General features: G+C 41.4%; 15 protein-coding genes. 4 read left to right on the top strand and 11 right to left on the bottom strand.

All coding sequences use genetic code 11. The annotated features are described in order from the left end of the window. The first annotated feature begins 57 nt into the window (after positions 1-57). Positions 58-1,014, top strand: coding sequence for a UV DNA damage repair endonuclease UvsE (gene uvsE / locus F7732_RS10265; RefSeq protein WP_151573783.1), 957 nt, complete (start codon positions 58-60; stop codon positions 1,012-1,014). A 22-nt stretch (positions 1,015-1,036) separates the two neighbouring features. Here uvsE and F7732_RS10260 read toward each other — a convergent pair whose 3' ends face one another. From F7732_RS10260 to speE, 5 genes are all read right to left on the bottom strand, one after another. Beyond that, entirely contained in the window at positions 1,037-1,216 is a 180-nt protein-coding gene (locus F7732_RS10260) for a XapX domain-containing protein (RefSeq protein WP_151573782.1), read from the bottom strand. 554 nt (positions 1,217-1,770) lie between these two features. After that, the gene (gene argS / locus F7732_RS10255) at positions 1,771-3,441 is read right to left on the bottom strand and encodes an arginine--tRNA ligase (protein WP_151573781.1); all 1,671 of its coding nucleotides are present in this window, start codon (positions 3,439-3,441) and stop codon (positions 1,771-1,773) included. Continuing rightward, positions 3,438-3,881, bottom strand: a complete 444-nt coding sequence (locus F7732_RS10250; protein WP_151573780.1) for a YwiB family protein — start codon at positions 3,879-3,881, stop codon at positions 3,438-3,440. Before F7732_RS10250 ends, argS begins: the two co-directional genes overlap by 4 nt. A 184-nt stretch (positions 3,882-4,065) precedes the next feature. Then, positions 4,066-4,941, bottom strand: a complete 876-nt coding sequence (gene speB / locus F7732_RS10245) for an agmatinase (RefSeq protein ID WP_080843800.1) — start codon at positions 4,939-4,941, stop codon at positions 4,066-4,068. A gap of 54 nt (positions 4,942-4,995) precedes the next feature. After that, a complete protein-coding gene (gene speE / locus F7732_RS10240; RefSeq protein WP_066442262.1) occupies positions 4,996-5,823 on the bottom strand; it encodes a spermidine synthase in 828 nt (275 codons plus the stop codon). Between the two features lie 465 nt (positions 5,824-6,288). Between speE and F7732_RS10235 the strand changes: the two genes are divergently transcribed. Further along, entirely contained in the window at positions 6,289-8,367 is a 2,079-nt protein-coding gene (locus F7732_RS10235) for a transglycosylase domain-containing protein (RefSeq protein WP_151573779.1), read from the top strand. Positions 8,368-8,556: 189 nt separating this feature from the next. Here F7732_RS10235 and F7732_RS10230 read toward each other — a convergent pair whose 3' ends face one another. Together F7732_RS10230 and F7732_RS10225 are read right to left on the bottom strand one after the other, a co-directional pair. Next, positions 8,557-9,063, bottom strand: coding sequence for a YwhD family protein (locus F7732_RS10230; RefSeq protein WP_151573778.1), 507 nt, complete (start codon positions 9,061-9,063; stop codon positions 8,557-8,559). A gap of 16 nt (positions 9,064-9,079) precedes the next feature. Then, the gene (locus F7732_RS10225; RefSeq protein ID WP_151574486.1) at positions 9,080-9,739 is read right to left on the bottom strand and encodes a site-2 protease family protein; all 660 of its coding nucleotides are present in this window, start codon (positions 9,737-9,739) and stop codon (positions 9,080-9,082) included. A 192-nt stretch (positions 9,740-9,931) separates the two neighbouring features. Here F7732_RS10225 and F7732_RS10220 point away from each other — a divergent pair, with 192 nt between their 5' ends. Beyond that, positions 9,932-10,120, top strand: a complete 189-nt coding sequence (locus F7732_RS10220) for a 2-hydroxymuconate tautomerase (RefSeq protein ID WP_066442257.1) — start codon at positions 9,932-9,934, stop codon at positions 10,118-10,120. 47 nt (positions 10,121-10,167) lie between these two features. Here the strand turns inward: F7732_RS10220 and F7732_RS10215 are convergent, their stop codons facing one another. The 3 genes from F7732_RS10215 to F7732_RS10205 all read right to left on the bottom strand — a co-directional run bounded on the left by F7732_RS10215 (position 10,168) and on the right by F7732_RS10205 (position 12,559). Continuing rightward, the gene (locus F7732_RS10215) at positions 10,168-10,677 is read right to left on the bottom strand and encodes a YwgA family protein (protein ID WP_151573777.1); all 510 of its coding nucleotides are present in this window, start codon (positions 10,675-10,677) and stop codon (positions 10,168-10,170) included. Positions 10,678-10,732: 55 nt separating this feature from the next. Then, on the bottom strand, positions 10,733-12,043 hold the full coding sequence (locus F7732_RS10210) for an HD domain-containing protein (protein WP_151573776.1): 1,311 nt from the start codon (positions 12,041-12,043) through the stop codon (positions 10,733-10,735). Between the two features lie 291 nt (positions 12,044-12,334). Continuing rightward, positions 12,335-12,559, bottom strand: a complete 225-nt coding sequence (locus F7732_RS10205) for a YuzB family protein (RefSeq protein ID WP_151573775.1) — start codon at positions 12,557-12,559, stop codon at positions 12,335-12,337. A 336-nt stretch (positions 12,560-12,895) separates the two neighbouring features. Between F7732_RS10205 and F7732_RS10200 the strand changes: the two genes are divergently transcribed. After that, positions 12,896-13,666, top strand: coding sequence for an RsfA family transcriptional regulator (locus F7732_RS10200; RefSeq protein WP_151573774.1), 771 nt, complete (start codon positions 12,896-12,898; stop codon positions 13,664-13,666). A gap of 429 nt (positions 13,667-14,095) precedes the next feature. Here the strand turns inward: F7732_RS10200 and lipL are convergent, their stop codons facing one another. After that, entirely contained in the window at positions 14,096-14,941 is an 846-nt protein-coding gene (gene lipL, locus F7732_RS10195) for an octanoyl-[GcvH]:protein N-octanoyltransferase (protein ID WP_151573773.1), read from the bottom strand. Positions 14,942-14,963: the final 22 nt, after the last annotated feature.

Raw genomic sequence — 14,963 nt, 5'->3', positions numbered from 1 at the left:
GAAGCGGAAGCCATGGTACATATGGCATTAGGTGTATAGAAAAAGCAGGTGTTTTACATGAAAATACGATTTGGCTATGTATCAACAGCAATTAGCCTATGGGACTCCTCCCCTTCAAAGGCATTAACCTTTGCCCGCTACTCACAGCTCGGCAAGGAAGAACGGAAGGAAAAATTACTTTCCGTAACGGCAGCCAACTTAGCGAATACGAAACGAATGCTGCATTATAATATTGCTCATCAGCTGGAAATATACCGCATGTCCAGTTCAATTGTTCCGCTGGCTACACATCCTGAGGTAATGTGGGATTTTACCACGCCTTTTCGGGACAGCTGGTTAGAAATCGGCCAGCTTGTCAAAGAGCATCAATTGCGGGTCAGCTTTCACCCCAATCAGTTCACGCTATTTACTTCTCCGCGCGAAGAAGTAACAGCCAATGCGGTCAAGGATATGGGATATCATTATCGGATGTTTGAAGCAATGGGACTGGCACAGCAAAGCTATATCAATATTCACATTGGCGGTTCTTATGGAGACAAGGAAAAAACCATTGTTCGCTTTTATGAAAATCTGAAAGAGCTGCCGCTGCACATTAAGAAGCAGATGACGCTGGAGAACGATGATAAAACGTATAATACAGACGAAACTTTGCTTGCCTGTGAAAAAGAAAGCGTTCCGTTTGTCTTTGATTATCATCATCACATGGCCAACCTGGGAGAATTGACGCTAGAAGAGTTCCTGCCGCGCACCTTTGCAACTTGGGGACATACCGGACAGCCTCCCAAAATCCATATTTCCTCTCCTAAAAATGAAAAAGCCTTCCGCTCCCATGCGGACTTTGTTGATGTTGAATTTTTAAAACCGCTGCTGAGCGTACTTCATAATTTGAATGTGGATGTTGATTTTATGATTGAAGCGAAAGCAAAAGATCAGGCTGTATTAAAGCTTATTGAGGATATCAGTAAAATTAGAGGGGTAAAAAGAATATCTGGCGGAGCAGTAGAATGGAAATAAAAGCGGCCTGGGGCCGCTTTTTCTATTTCATTAATTCCTGAAACCATGGCGCAATCACTTCAAACGCTTTAAAGCCTAAATAAATACCCACAATCCCCATAATCCCCGGTAAAGCCGGCGGAGCTGGAATCGGCAGCTTTAATAGCGCAAAAAGAAATCCTACTAAAAAACCGGTAAGTGTAGCCAAAATAACAATTTTCATTGTAATCCTCCTCGTTTAACATCCATTTTTGATAGTATTTCCCTTAATGAAAATAATATATGGAGAGATTTTATACAAGAGGAGTTGAAGTTTGTCAGCTTTAGATATGTTATTATTTTTGGAATTTCGGTAATTTATTCTGGACTTTTGGTTTCTCGATATTAGGTGAGCTGTAACCGCTCAAATCAGCTGATAATTTCATGAATGAGCTGGCATTCGGTCATTTCCCAGAGGTTTTCGATCATTTCCCAATGTTTTTCGGTCAAATTGGTTTGCTTTTCGGTCATTTCGAACCTGTTTTCCGTCATTTACGCCGTTTTTTCGATCAATCCCTGGATTTTAGTGATTACAGAAGTTACTCCTTTTTGGTCTGGATCGTGTTCCTATCAAATATATGTGCTTTCCTATCAAATTTGAGCAATTTACCATCAAATTCTCCAGCTTTCCTATCAAAAATTATGATTTTCCTATCAAACAGAACGACTTTCCTATCAAATCGCTATTTTAGCACATAAAAAAATCCCCCTGCTCTCTCGCAGGAGGACAAACTGTACTTACATTTTTTCTGGTGCAGAAACGCCGATTAATGCAAGGGCATTTTTTAATGTGGTTTGGACGGCTTTAATAAGAGCCAGTCTAGCTTTTGTTCTTTCCGGATGTTCAGCATCCAGTACTTTTTCAGCATTATAGAAGCTGTGGAAAGTAGAAGCTAAATCAAAAATATAGTTGGTAATTCTGTGCGGTGTACGTCTTAACGCTGCCTCTGAAACGGCTTGCGGGAATTCACCGATCTTTTTCAATACGTCCATTTCTTTTTCCGCTTCAATTAATGAAAAGTCAGCTTGGTGATCGAATTCGAAACCTTGCTCACTGCCTTGACGCAGAATGCTTGAGATCCGTGCGTGTGCATATTGCGCATAATACACTGGGTTTTCATTTGATTGTGATACAGCAAGATCCAAATCAAAATCAAGGTGCGTATCAGCACTTCTCATCGCAAAGAAGTAACGAGTTGCATCTAATCCAACTTCTTCTACCAGATCACGCATGGTAACAGCCTTACCTGTACGTTTGCTCATTTTCATTTTTTCGCCGTTTTTGTATAAATGAACAAGCTGAATGATTTCTACTTCCAGTGCATCTTTATCATAGCCTAATGCCTGGATCGCTGCTTGCATACGAGGGATATAGCCATGGTGGTCTGCTCCCCAAATATTAATCAGCTTTTCAAAACCGCGCTCAAGCTTGTCTTTGTGATAAGCAATATCTGGTGTTAAATACGTATAAGAGCCGTCATTTTTAATTAAAACGCGGTCTTTATCATCACCAAAAGTAGTTGAGCGGAACCATGTTGCACCGTCTTCTTCATAGATATGTCCGTTCTCTCTTAGCGCATCAAGAGCGACGTCGATTTTTCCATTATGATATAAGGATGTTTCTGAATACCAGACATCAAATGGAACACGGAAATCTTCAAGGTCATTCTTTAACTTTTCCATTTCATATTTCAATCCGTATGAGCGGAAGAAGTCAAAACGCTCTTTTTCATCCGCCTCAACATATTTGTCGCCATATTCTTCAGCAAGCATTTTCCCAATGCCAATAATGTCTTCGCCGTGATATCCATCCGCAGGCATTTCTTTTTCTAAGTCCAGAGCCTGGAAGTAACGCGCTTCAACGGATAGTGCCAGGTTGTTGATTTGGTTGCCGGCATCATTAATATAATATTCTCTTGATACCTCATAGCCTGCTTTTTGCAGGATGTTGCTTAGAGAGTCACCTACTGCTGCACCGCGGGCATGTCCAAGATGCAGATCTCCTGTCGGGTTTGCAGAAACGAACTCGACTTGAACCTTCTGACCATTGCCAGTTGCTGTTTCCCCATAGCTGCTTCCTGCTTCCAACACCGTTGGAATGAGATTCGTTAGATAACTATTGTCCATGTAGAAATTGATAAAACCAGGACCCGCAATCTCCATTTTTTTAATAGAAGCCTTCGATTGATCAAAGCCTTTAATTAATTCTTCAGCGATCACACGCGGTGCTTTTTTGGCCACACGCGCAAGCTGCATTGCCATATTTGTGGAGTAATCCCCATGAGCTTTTTCCTTTGGTGTTTCTAAAACAACAGCGGGAATCTGCTCTTTTTCTGCCAGACCTGCTTTCACAACCGCCGCTTCAATTTCTTCTTTTAACTTACTTTGAACTTGTTCGACTATATTCACTTTGCATCCTCCTCAAACGTAATCTTTAGATGATAAGTGCCTGTATTCGCACCTTGTGTTTTCAACTCATATAGAAGCTCAATCGAGCCTTGTTTTGTTGTTTCATTATATGTATGGTCAAATCTCTTCGTTGTGGTTAACATCTCAAGAGTGCCATATGGCAGTTCATAGCTGCCTCTCATTTTCTTGTTAAGCCGAAATGGCAAGCGCATTTTGACAGCGCCGCTTCTTAAAATGACCCCATCTTGATCGCCCATTTTAATAATCGTTTTTGCCGTGCCAGCTTCCATGTTTTCATCATATTGCAAAAAGTGTGCTTCTCCTTTTTGATGAAAACGGCCAAAGGCTGTCAGATCGAAGGTTTGCTTTTCGCCACGGTCTCGGATAACCGTCTTTACGTTTATTTTTACCGGCATTTGCTCTGCAGGAAGATTCGCCATTCTTACACTTCCTTTGCTTATATTTCTTGGATAACCTTTTTAGTATAGTACAAAAAAGGCTCGTTCACCACCTAGAATTGCTACTAATAATGCATTTTACCCTATTTTCACTTATTTCATTAGTTCTAGAATGCTGAATCCTTTAAAGTACAAAAAAACGGAGACCATCGTCTCCGTTCATTTCTTATTTCTGAATCCACCCAAGAATCATCTCACGCAGAAGTTTGCTTGCTGTATTTGCTGTTTGTTCTGAGTGATCGTAAATCGGAGCTACCTCTACAAGGTCAGCGCCGACAACATTTACTTCAGAACGGGCAATTTCATGAATCGATGCGAGCAGTTCACGAGAGGTGATGCCGCCTGCATCAACTGTTCCTGTTCCAGGAGCGTGGGCTGGGTCGAGCACGTCAATATCGATTGTTACGTATACCGGTCGGCCAGCAAGCTTAGGCAGAATTTCTTTTAGTGGCTCAAGCACTTCAAATTTTGAAATGTGCATGCCAGCTTCCTTTGCCCATTGAAATTCCTCTTTCATGCCGGAACGGATGCCAAAGGAGTATACATTTGGAGGGCCGATTAACTGTGCTGCCTTTTTGATCGGTGTTGAGTGTGATAAAGGCTCGCCTTCATAATCATCGCGAAGGTCAGTATGAGCATCCATGTGAATAATCGCCAGGTCAGGATATTTTTTATACATTGCCTTAATAACCGGCCATGAAACGAGATGCTCACCGCCGATGCCAAGTGGAAACTTGCCGTCTTTTAAAAGTCCATCGACGTATTCTTCGATCATCTCAATGCTTTTTTGCGGGTTACCGAATGGAAGTGGAATATCGCCTGCATCAAAGTATTTTACTTCCTCTAGTTCACGGTCAAGGTATGCACTATATTCTTCAAGTCCAATTGATACCTCGCGTATGCGCGCTGGGCCAAAGCGTGAACCTGGGCGATAGCTGACGGTCCAATCCATCGGCATTCCGTATAATACCGCTTCGCTTTCCTCGTAATTCGGATGACTTTTAATAAACACATTACCAGAATAAGCTTCATCAAAACGCATGTCTTTTATCCCTCGCTTTATGTATAAAAGCAGGCATGAGCCTGCTTCCTTTTATTATTTCACTAGATCTTGTACAAATTTAGGCAATACGAATGCAGCTTTATGAAGCTCCTTCGTGTAATATTTCGTTTCAATCTCATGGAAGCGCTCTTCGCTCACTTCTAATGGATCATGCTTTTTTGAACCTACTGTGAATGCCCACATTCCGCTTGGATATGTTGGAATGTTTGCCGTGTAAAGGCGTGTGATCGGGAAAATTTCTTTAACATCCTTTTGAACGTCGCGAATTAAATCTGCTTTGAACCAAGGATTATCTGATTGTGCAACAAAGATTCCGTCTTCCTTTAATGCCTTTGAAATGCCTGCATAGAAGCCTTTTGTGAATAAGTTAACCGCTGGGCCAACAGGCTCAGTTGAATCAACCATGATGACATCATACTCATTTTCGCTATTGGCAATATGCATAAAGCCATCATCGACTTGAACATCCACACGAGGATCATCAAGCATGCCTGCAATTTCCGGCAGATACTTTTTAGAGTATTCGATTACTTTCCCATCGATATCAACAAGTGTTGCTTTTTTCACGCTTGGGTGCTTCAGCACTTCACGAATAACGCCGCCGTCACCGCCGCCTACTACAAGAATATTTTCTGGATTTGGATGTGTGAATAATGGAACATGCGCAACCATCTCATGGTAAACGAATTCATCTTTCACAGAAGTCATGACCATATCATCAAGTAAAAGCATGTTGCCCCATTCTTCTGTCTCGACCATATCTAGTTTTTGAAAATCTGTCTGTTCTGTATGTAAAGTGCGCTTAACCTTCATTGTAATACCAAAATGATCTGTTTGTTTCTCAGTAAACCAAAGACCCATTTTATTCAACCCTTTCTTTTTAAAAAAGTATTTTCCTTCTAAAAGGAAACAAAGATTCAACCTTTATAGTTCCCTAAAGGCATAAATACAAACATCAGAAAAAGTATAGTTGATTCTAGCGAAAATGCAAGAGAAAAAAATCTTATGAGTGACTGTTTTGTCCTGTTTTACAAAACTATGGAACGGAAGGGCGCGAGACTCCTGGGGGATAATTGGATAGGTTGAGTCCCGACAGGCGTGGGAGCGCGATGAGGCTAAGGCTTCCATCCGAAAAAAGCGATTACCCTGAAGTGGAAATCTACCAACCCCTCTTTCTCTTCTATAAACCTGAAAACTAATACTTTTTATTTTAATGGTTACCGGGAATAAGCATTCTTTTTAACACTTTCATGTTTAAAATAACAAAGTTATTTAAATACTAGTAGAAGTGGAAATTTATACAAAGATGAAAGCGGGGTGGCTTGAATGGAGATTATGACGGATCAGCGGTTTCGGAAAACGTTTAAATATTTGCGTGCCTTATTTTTTGCGGCGCTCATTATGCTCGGGATTTCAATCCTTTTGGTGATCGGTATTTTAGTCTACGCAAAGGTACTCGGGCCGCCGCCGCTGACGGTGCCTCAATCTTCTTTAATTATGGCTGATGACGGAACAGTCATCGGTGAAAGTCATAATGGGGAGAAGCGATATTGGGCAAGACTGAAGGACATGAGCCCAGAACTGATCAATGCCACCATTGCCATTGAGGATAAAAGCTTTTATGAACATAACGGCTTTGACTATAAACGAATTGCCGGTGCTGCTCTTGCTGATCTTAAAGCAATGGCAAAGGTTCAAGGAGCAAGTACCATCACTCAGCAATATGCCCGCAATCTCTTTCTCGCCCATGAAAAAACATGGAAACGAAAACTGCGCGAAGCGTTTTATACGATTCGCCTGGAAATGAATTATACAAAAGATGAAATATTAGAAGGCTATTTAAACACCATTTATTACGGAAATGGTGCGTATGGTGCACAGGCGGCAAGCCAGTTTTACTTTGGGAAGGATACTGGTGAGCTTACACTTGCTGAGGCCTCCATGCTGGCAGGCATTCCGAAAGGGCCAAGCATTTACTCACCCCTTTCCTCTCTTGAAAAAGCAAAATCGAGACAAAAGATTATTTTAACGACCATGCATGAGGATGGTTACATTCAAAAAGCTGATATTGAAACAGCCATTAATGAACAGCTTACTATCATTGGCGAGCACCCTCACAACCAGACGGAGACCGCACCGTACTTTCAGGATGCCGTCCGCTCAGCATTAAAAAATCAGCTGAAGCTGGATGAACGCACCATTGAAACAGGGGGACTAAAGGTCTATACGACACTTGATCTAAAACAGCAAAAAATAGCCGAAGATACCGTGGAAAAGATCCTATCTTCTGAAAGTGATATCCAAACGGGGCTAGTGGCGATGGATCCAAAAACGGGCCATGTAAAAGCATTGGTTGGCGGCCGGGATTATGAAGAAAGTTCTTTTAACAGAGCCATACAAGCGGTAAGACAGCCTGGTTCTACCATTAAGCCGCTTCTCTATTATGCAGCCCTCGAAAATGGTTTTACGCCCGCTACAATGGTTCGCAGTGAACCAACGACCTTCCGTTTTGATGATGGGAGAGCTGAATATTCTCCGCATAATTTTAATAGCAAATATGCGGATGGCGAGATTACGATGATGCAGGCACTCGCCCTCTCGGACAATATATATGCGGTTAAAACTCACTTGTTTTTAGGAGAAGATACGCTTGTAGACACCGTGAAGAAATTCGGTATTTCATCTGAAATGGCTGAGGTTCCATCCCTTGCCCTTGGAACCTCGGGCATTCGGGTAATTGAGCTTGCGGGCGCCTATAGCATGCTTGCAAACGGAGGAAAAGATGTCTCCCCTGTTTTAATCACCAAGGTTGAAAACCATAAGGGCGAAATCATCTATGAAAATAAAAACAGCACAGAGCAAATATTAAAGCCAGATTTGGCGTTTGTTACCGCCCATATGATGACAGGCATATTTGATAGAAGATTAAATGGGTATACCAGTGTAACCGGCAGCACCTTGAGTGATGAACTGACCCGACCTTATGCCGGCAAATCAGGATCAACAGAAACAGATAGCTGGATGGCTGGCTTTTCGCCTCAGCTTGTGACAGCCGTGTGGACAGGCTATGATCAGGGGCAGAAAATAGAACTTGCGGCCGATAAAGTCTATGCAAAAGATATTTGGGCTGAATTTATGGAGGAAGCGCATAAAGGAATGACTGTAAAAGGATTCAAAGCGCCAAAAGGCACAGTTGGCGTTTATATTGAACCAGAATCAGGCCTGCTGGCTACACAGAACTGTCCTGTAAAACGGCTCACCTACTTTGTATCCGGGACCGAGCCGACTGAATATTGCTCTTCCCACCTTCCTCAATATGAAGAATCTGAACAGAAACAAGATGATCACAAGGATGAGAAATCAGAGGAAGATGTACCGTGGTTCCGAAGATTTTTTAGCTGGTAGAAGTATACATGTGATAAAAATGTGAAAAACCTCAAGGAAAAAATCCTTGAGGTTTTTCGTGTCCTAGTTCTATACCGTGCATCTGCACTGTAAATTAGTTTACTTTTTTTATTTCCATTGAGCAAGTGTTTCGAAAAGTACGTCAACAAACTGTCACAATTTAGACAAATTTATGGACTTTTTTACCTTTTACCCTTGCAAATCTTTTTTTAGCTGATCTGAAGATCTTTCCCACATAGACTCATCATGGCTTTTTAAGAATTGAGCTAAAATCTCTTTCGATTTCGCATCCATATGATCGACGATGATATGATGTTTCATTGATTTATCCATTCTGTTTACATGCTCCGGCAGTGATTTATAGCCTCTGCGAATGGAACGGTCAACCGTCATTTCACAGGCAGTAACACCTGCAAAATATGGGCCGCCTTCTTTTCTGTCAATCGTCACCCAAATAAGCCAGTATGGCTTTCCGTTTGGCACTTCTTCTTTTGTTTTCAAAAATTTAATGCCGCGCTCCACTGCACTTCTCGCATGCATCGCCCCAATTTCAATGGAAGCTTCCCCTGCATCGACATCAATAATAACCGGTGAAACATTATCCAGACTGAAACTTCCCGCTCCAAAGCCGCCATGCCCTTCAGTTGGATCATTTTTGATAATGTTAAATTCTAAGCTTTTCTTTTTCTCAGACATCTTCTAAACCTCCGTATTAAGTCATTAATAATCGATAAAAGAACTCATCTAATCCTTGACTAAGGAAAGGTAAAACTGTTGCAAAAATCGGCTGAATCGTATAATTGCCTAAAGGCGTAATTACGAGAATAATAAAAATGAGTGACCCATACACTTCAAATTGTGTCATTTTCGCTCTAATGTTAGCTGGAGCTAAGTCTTCTATTATTCGATAGCCATCTAATGGAGGCAGAGGCAGCAAATTAAAAACAAACAGCACCAGATTTAAATTAATGAATGTATCTAAAAATTCAATAACAAACAATGGGGTTGATGGTAATACCCCAAGACCGCCCAGTCCATAAAAGATGATAAAAGCTAAAATGGCCATCAATAGATTGCTCAATGGTCCGGCAATGGATACCGTTATACCGGCTAGCTTCGGGTTCTTAAAATGATAACGATTGACAGGCACCGGTCTCGCCCATCCAAAACCAGCGATTAAAATTAAGATGGTTCCGATTGGATCCAAATGCTGGATGGGATTTAATGTGACTCTTCCCTGATTTTTTGCCGTCGGATCTCCAAACTTATAAGCTGTGTAAGCATGGGCAAATTCATGCACCGTAAAAGCAATCATCAATGTGATGATAACAAATGGGAGTTGACTGAGAGGAAACGCCAACACACTCTCCAAAAAATCCAAAGCTCCAGCTCCTCACTGAATATATTCGATCATTCTTTTATATGTATGGAATCATCTAGTAAAATTATACATGATCTACTCCCTAATGTGAAAATATCACGGCAGAAACAGCGCTTGCATATAAGGCGATTTTATGAAAAACTACTTTTAGAATGCAAATTATTTCAAGAGGAGGTTTTACATATGCCATATGTAACAGTTAAAATGCTGGGCGGCCGTACCGAGGATCAAAAGAAAGCACTAGTAGAAAAAGTAACAGATGCGGTCAGTGAAACAACTGGAGCTCCAAAAGAAAATGTAGTCGTGTTTATTGAAGAAATGCAAAAAAACCACTATGGTGTTGCAGGCGTGCGTTTAAGCGACAAGGAATAACCAATGAAAGCCGGACTCTATATAAGTCCGGCTTTCCATTTGCTTGCTCAGTGCACTCTAGCTTTATTTTTAAGAGACTCTATATACGCATAAGCCTCTTCGATTTCCTCATCCGTATAACGCTGTTTGCTTTTGAGAGTAAATACTTTTTCCGATACCTCTTCTTTAGGAAGATTATCAAAATATAAAACCGTCGAAACAAGCTCAAGAAATCTGGCATTCTGCTCGTTCATATCTTTTAAACATTCCTGCAAAAAAGGCATATCTGTTTCATGCAAGCCTAAAAATTCACGGCCGCTTTCCGTCAATGTATAGCGGTATTGATAATAGCCGCCTTTTTTCTCTTTTACTTCATTTACAAATCCCATATTGCACAGCTCTTCCACCCTTAAAGTCAGTTCTTCTGAATAAGGTCCGTAAAAATGAAATTGAAACCGCTCTTGAAATGGAAAATCTATTTTCCTCGCAATATAGATCATTTTCTGCAACTTTTTGCGTCCAATAATTTCATCGGCATCAGCAATGGCCTGCATTAGCTTTGCGTGGTCTTTCAACAAGGCAAGTCATCTCCTACTTCAATTAGTACTGTGTCTATTGCATATCGGGGCCTGATTACATTCGTTCACTTATTTCCAAAAGCTCTCGAATTTGCTTTTTGATTTTGGGGTTCGTGCTATTGTCTCTTAATACATCAACAGGATAATAAAGCTTATGATCTGTTCTTCTTTTTCCTGAGACAGCTTCCACAATAGAAGATTCACGCGACAGTTCACGGATATCCCCATTTTTCATCTGTAAATTGATTGGCAGACGCTCTTCTTCTTCGCCTGGACGGTAAAAATCGTACGGCAAATCAGACGATGAGTCGACAACTAAGTAATATTCAGGGTCAAGACCCACTTTTTCAAACAGCCTTGACAGCTCAGCCAGCTTTTTATATTCCTTGGCAGGATCAAATTCGGCATACTTAAAGAGATTGCGATCCATAAACCGGCAGCAGAGATCTCTGAGGATCGAATCTTCCTCTTCCTGCCACATTTGAAAATAATAAAGAACAATCGATTCGTCCAGCTTAACATAATCTTCAACTGTTACTTCGCCTTTAAAGAAGGAATAAAAGTGAGTAGGCTCCAGCTTAAATGCATACTTTTGCTGAAATAAATCCTTTGCACGGTGCAGGATTTTTGTGAGGATAACCTCTGCACTGCGGGTAACAGGATGGAAATACACCTGCCAATACATTTGATAACGGCTCATGATATAGTCTTCAATTGCGTGCATGCCGCTATGCTTGATCACGACCTGATCTTCCTGCGGCCGCATAACACGCAGAATTCTCTCCATATCAAAATGACCATAGCTTACACCGGTAAAATAAGCATCACGCTGCAAGTAATCCATCCGGTCTGCATCAATCTGACTGGAAATAAGACTAATGACCAGCTTATTTTTTGAGGTTTTAGCAATGACTTCCTGAACTTTCTTCGGAAAATCTTCTCCAGCTCTGCGAAGCACTTTGTTCACTTCGGTATCTCCTAAAATGATCGCCTGTGTAAAATATTCATGATCTAAATCAAACACCTTTTCAAAGGAATGAGAAAAAGGACCATGTCCTAAATCATGAAGCAAGGCAGCACATAAAGATAAGAGGCGATTTTCGTCGTTCCACTCCGGCCTCCCTCTAAACACATCGTCAGAAATCCTGCGTACAATTTCATACACCCCAAGGGAATGGTTGAAACGGCTGTGTTCTGCTCCATGGAAGGTTAAATAGGTAGTGCCGAGCTGTTTAATTCTTCGAAGTCTCTGGAATTCCTTTGTGCCAATTAAATCCCAAATCAGCCTGTCTCTCACATGAACATACCTGTGCACGGGATCTTTAAATACTTTTTCTTCGCTTAATTTTTCCGACGAATAAGCCATTCTTTCCCTCCGTCAACTTGAAGATCAGTTCTAATGGCTGTGGATTGAGACAGCCACTCTAATATATGTGTTTCGTCCATTATAGCTAAAATTAAGTATCCGTTCACGCGGCATTTTTCCAACAAAATTGGAAAACTGCTTCATGACAAGGCTTCTGCACAGCAAAAAAAATTTTCGACTTTTCCCATTTACCCCTAACAGGTAATCTACTAACTAACAGCTGCCTCCGAAATACCTAATCTATAATCGAATTAAAAAAAATCACCTAAAGACGAATGGTCAGGAGGCGATTTATTTTTTTAGCTTGTTATTGATTTTTTCCATTAATTCTTCTTCCGTCAGTGCTGCAAGCGGACGATTATTAACAAAGGCGAATGTTTTCTTCCTGCCTGGACCGCAATAGGATTGACAGCCAATATCGATCTTTGCCTCTCCATCAATATCCTTCAGCTTCGGAATCAGCGTCTTTAAATTCACTGCCTGACAATCGTCGCAAACACGAAATTCGTTTGCCATCTTTACAACCCTCTCTTCGTCATAAAACGACATAAGCTAAAGGGTATTTTACAATTTTTCAAAACTGAATGCAAGCTGCAGAGATTAGCATGAAAGACGTATTTAACCAGTTTAATGGATAGTAAAGCGGATGATGACAGGGATTTGCTTCATTTACTGACGGAAGGTTGTCTATTTGTCCTTTTTGTGAAATTTTCATGTGCATGTAAGAAAACATACCTATCTATTGAAAAACTCTACTATCCTGTTAAACATCGATGTATAAATACTTTCAATGTTGTCAATCCTTTAGATAGAGCTTCAGAAAAAGTGAAAAGATATATGGGAGTTGAGGATATGAAAATACGTCAAGATGCATGGACTGATGAAAATGACTTATTGCTCGCAGAAACGGTATTAAGACATGTTCGTGAAGGCAGCACGCAATTAAATGCGTTTGAAGAGGTTGGAGATAAACTGAATCGGACTTCGGCAGCTTGCGGTTTCCGCTGGAATGCAGTGGTTAGACATCGCTATGAAAAAGCTTTACAGCTTGCCAAAAAACAAAGAAAGCAGCGCCAGAGAATGCTAGGCAAAGAACAAGCCGGCAAAAAGAAACTGCTCTATTCACCGCCAGTGCCAAGTATGCAAGAGATTGAATCTATTATTCCACCAGCAGAAGAATCCTTTGAGTTTGAAATGCCAGCACTAGAGGGCACTGCAGAGCTTACAGAGGAAGCAGAAGGCATGGAGCTGGAGGAAGAAGCAGTTTACCATGTTCCTAGCTATTCTTCTATTCCGCAGCCAAGCACTCGGTCTGGAATTGAATTAGACGATGTAATAGCTTACTTGAAAACTTTAAATCACACGGATATTCAAACAGATATATTAAAATCGGAGAATCAAAGACTCAAACGCGAAAATGCCGATTTGAGATCACAGAACCAAGAGCTGGAAGCCAAAATCAGCAAACTTGAACAAAACACCGTCACTATTCAAGAGGACTACGAAACACTCATGAACATTATGAACAGAGCCCGAAAACTCGCCATCCTAGACGAAGACGAACGCCCAGCCACCAAATTCAAAATGGACCGAAATGGCAACCTGGAAAAAGTAGCTGAGTAACAAGAAAAGCGGAGGGCGCTCGTTCAGCCCCGACAAGCATAAGACGAGATGGCATAAAGGTCGTTTCTTTGACCTTTAGGACAGATTGGCTTATGACCTCGAGGGGCTAGCGCCCGGAGCTAGACATCTTGAAAAGCGGAGGGCGCTCGCCCAGGGGCGACAAGCATAAGACAAGATGGCATAAAGGTTGTTCTTTAACCTTTAGGACAGATTGGCTTATGACCTCGAGCCCCTAGCGCCCGGAGCTAGACATCTTGAAAAGCGGAGGCGGCTCGTTCAGCCCCGACAAGCATAAGGCAAGCCGGCCAGAAGGTCGTTCTTTGACTGCATCAAATTTTATAAAATAGATAGCCTTAATGGAGAAGTTGGCAGCAGCACCAATTAAAGAGCCGTGAGCAGATTTGCTCACGGCTTTTGAATGATCAGATATTAAATAATGTCTGCCATAATCTTGGCATTCCGTTCAACGACTCTTTTCAAGTAGCCTTCATATAATGACGTTTCCTCAGGAGACATTCCTGCTGAATAAAGGTGCTCGCTTCTATTTTTAATAGCATTAAGAATGCGGAACATTAGATCGTTAATTGTCAGCTCTGTATTTAGCAACTCTGAAAGCGAAGCCATAACACCCGGTTCAATGTCCGGATATACGAGCTTTGTGACAGCATCCTTTTTTGCTCTTCCATAAAACTCTTTAATTAGTTCGGCGCGTTCGCTTCCGCTTTTGTTTACGCAAAGATAAATTTGAACGGCAATGCCTCCCCGCAGCCTGCGCTGAGATATACCGGCAAATTTCTTGCCGTCAATACTCAAATCATAGCTGCCAGGGCAATAAGAACCAACAATTTCCCGCGCTTCTATCTCTTTATGAAAATCAGAAAACATTTCCTTAATAAGCTGCCACATGGCTTCATATCCGCGATTGATGTCAATGCTTTTTTCATGCTCAGAAAATAGCAATGATAGATTCAATACACCTTCATCCAAAACAACAGCAAGACCGCCCGAATTCCGGACAATAACGTCATAGCCTTGATCCTTTAAAAAAGCCACTCCCTCTTTTAAGTAGGGCAGCTTTGTATCCTGAATGCCAAGAACGACTGTATTCCCGTGCACCCAGCTCCTCGCTGTCGGAGGTGATATTCCAGCTCCAATGGAGGCGCATAAGCTATCATCCATTCCAAAAGAATGCAAGGCGCTTAAGTGAAGTCCTGTTACGGATTCATCGATAATTCTCCATTGCTTTTGCTGCAATAAATCTTGAACAGCACTCATATTATAAATCCCCTTTTCGGAA

The sequence above is a fragment of the Bacillus mesophilum genome, from assembly GCF_008923265.1.
GTDB lineage: Bacteria > Bacillota > Bacilli > Bacillales > Cytobacillaceae > Cytobacillus > Cytobacillus mesophilum.
This window is presented reverse-complemented; position numbering and strand designations above follow the sequence as displayed.

Coding starts and splice junctions, on each gene's coding strand:
- uvsE (WP_151573783.1), top strand. CDS start 58: ATGAAAATACGATTTGGCTATGTATCAACAGCAATTAGCCTATGGGAC.
- F7732_RS10260 (WP_151573782.1), bottom strand. CDS start 1,216: ATGAAAATTGTTATTTTGGCTACACTTACCGGTTTTTTAGTAGGATTT.
- F7732_RS10250 (WP_151573780.1), bottom strand. CDS start 3,881: ATGGCGAATCTTCCTGCAGAGCAAATGCCGGTAAAAATAAACGTAAAG.
- speB (WP_080843800.1), bottom strand. CDS start 4,941: ATGCGTTTTGATGAAGCTTATTCTGGTAATGTGTTTATTAAAAGTCAT.
- speE (WP_066442262.1), bottom strand. CDS start 5,823: ATGGGTCTTTGGTTTACTGAGAAACAAACAGATCATTTTGGTATTACA.
- F7732_RS10235 (WP_151573779.1), top strand. CDS start 6,289: ATGGAGATTATGACGGATCAGCGGTTTCGGAAAACGTTTAAATATTTG.
- F7732_RS10230 (WP_151573778.1), bottom strand. CDS start 9,063: ATGTCTGAGAAAAAGAAAAGCTTAGAATTTAACATTATCAAAAATGAT.
- F7732_RS10220 (WP_066442257.1), top strand. CDS start 9,932: ATGCCATATGTAACAGTTAAAATGCTGGGCGGCCGTACCGAGGATCAA.
- F7732_RS10210 (WP_151573776.1), bottom strand. CDS start 12,043: ATGGCTTATTCGTCGGAAAAATTAAGCGAAGAAAAAGTATTTAAAGAT.
- F7732_RS10205 (WP_151573775.1), bottom strand. CDS start 12,559: ATGGCAAACGAATTTCGTGTTTGCGACGATTGTCAGGCAGTGAATTTA.
- F7732_RS10200 (WP_151573774.1), top strand. CDS start 12,896: ATGAAAATACGTCAAGATGCATGGACTGATGAAAATGACTTATTGCTC.
- lipL (WP_151573773.1), bottom strand. CDS start 14,941: ATGAGTGCTGTTCAAGATTTATTGCAGCAAAAGCAATGGAGAATTATC.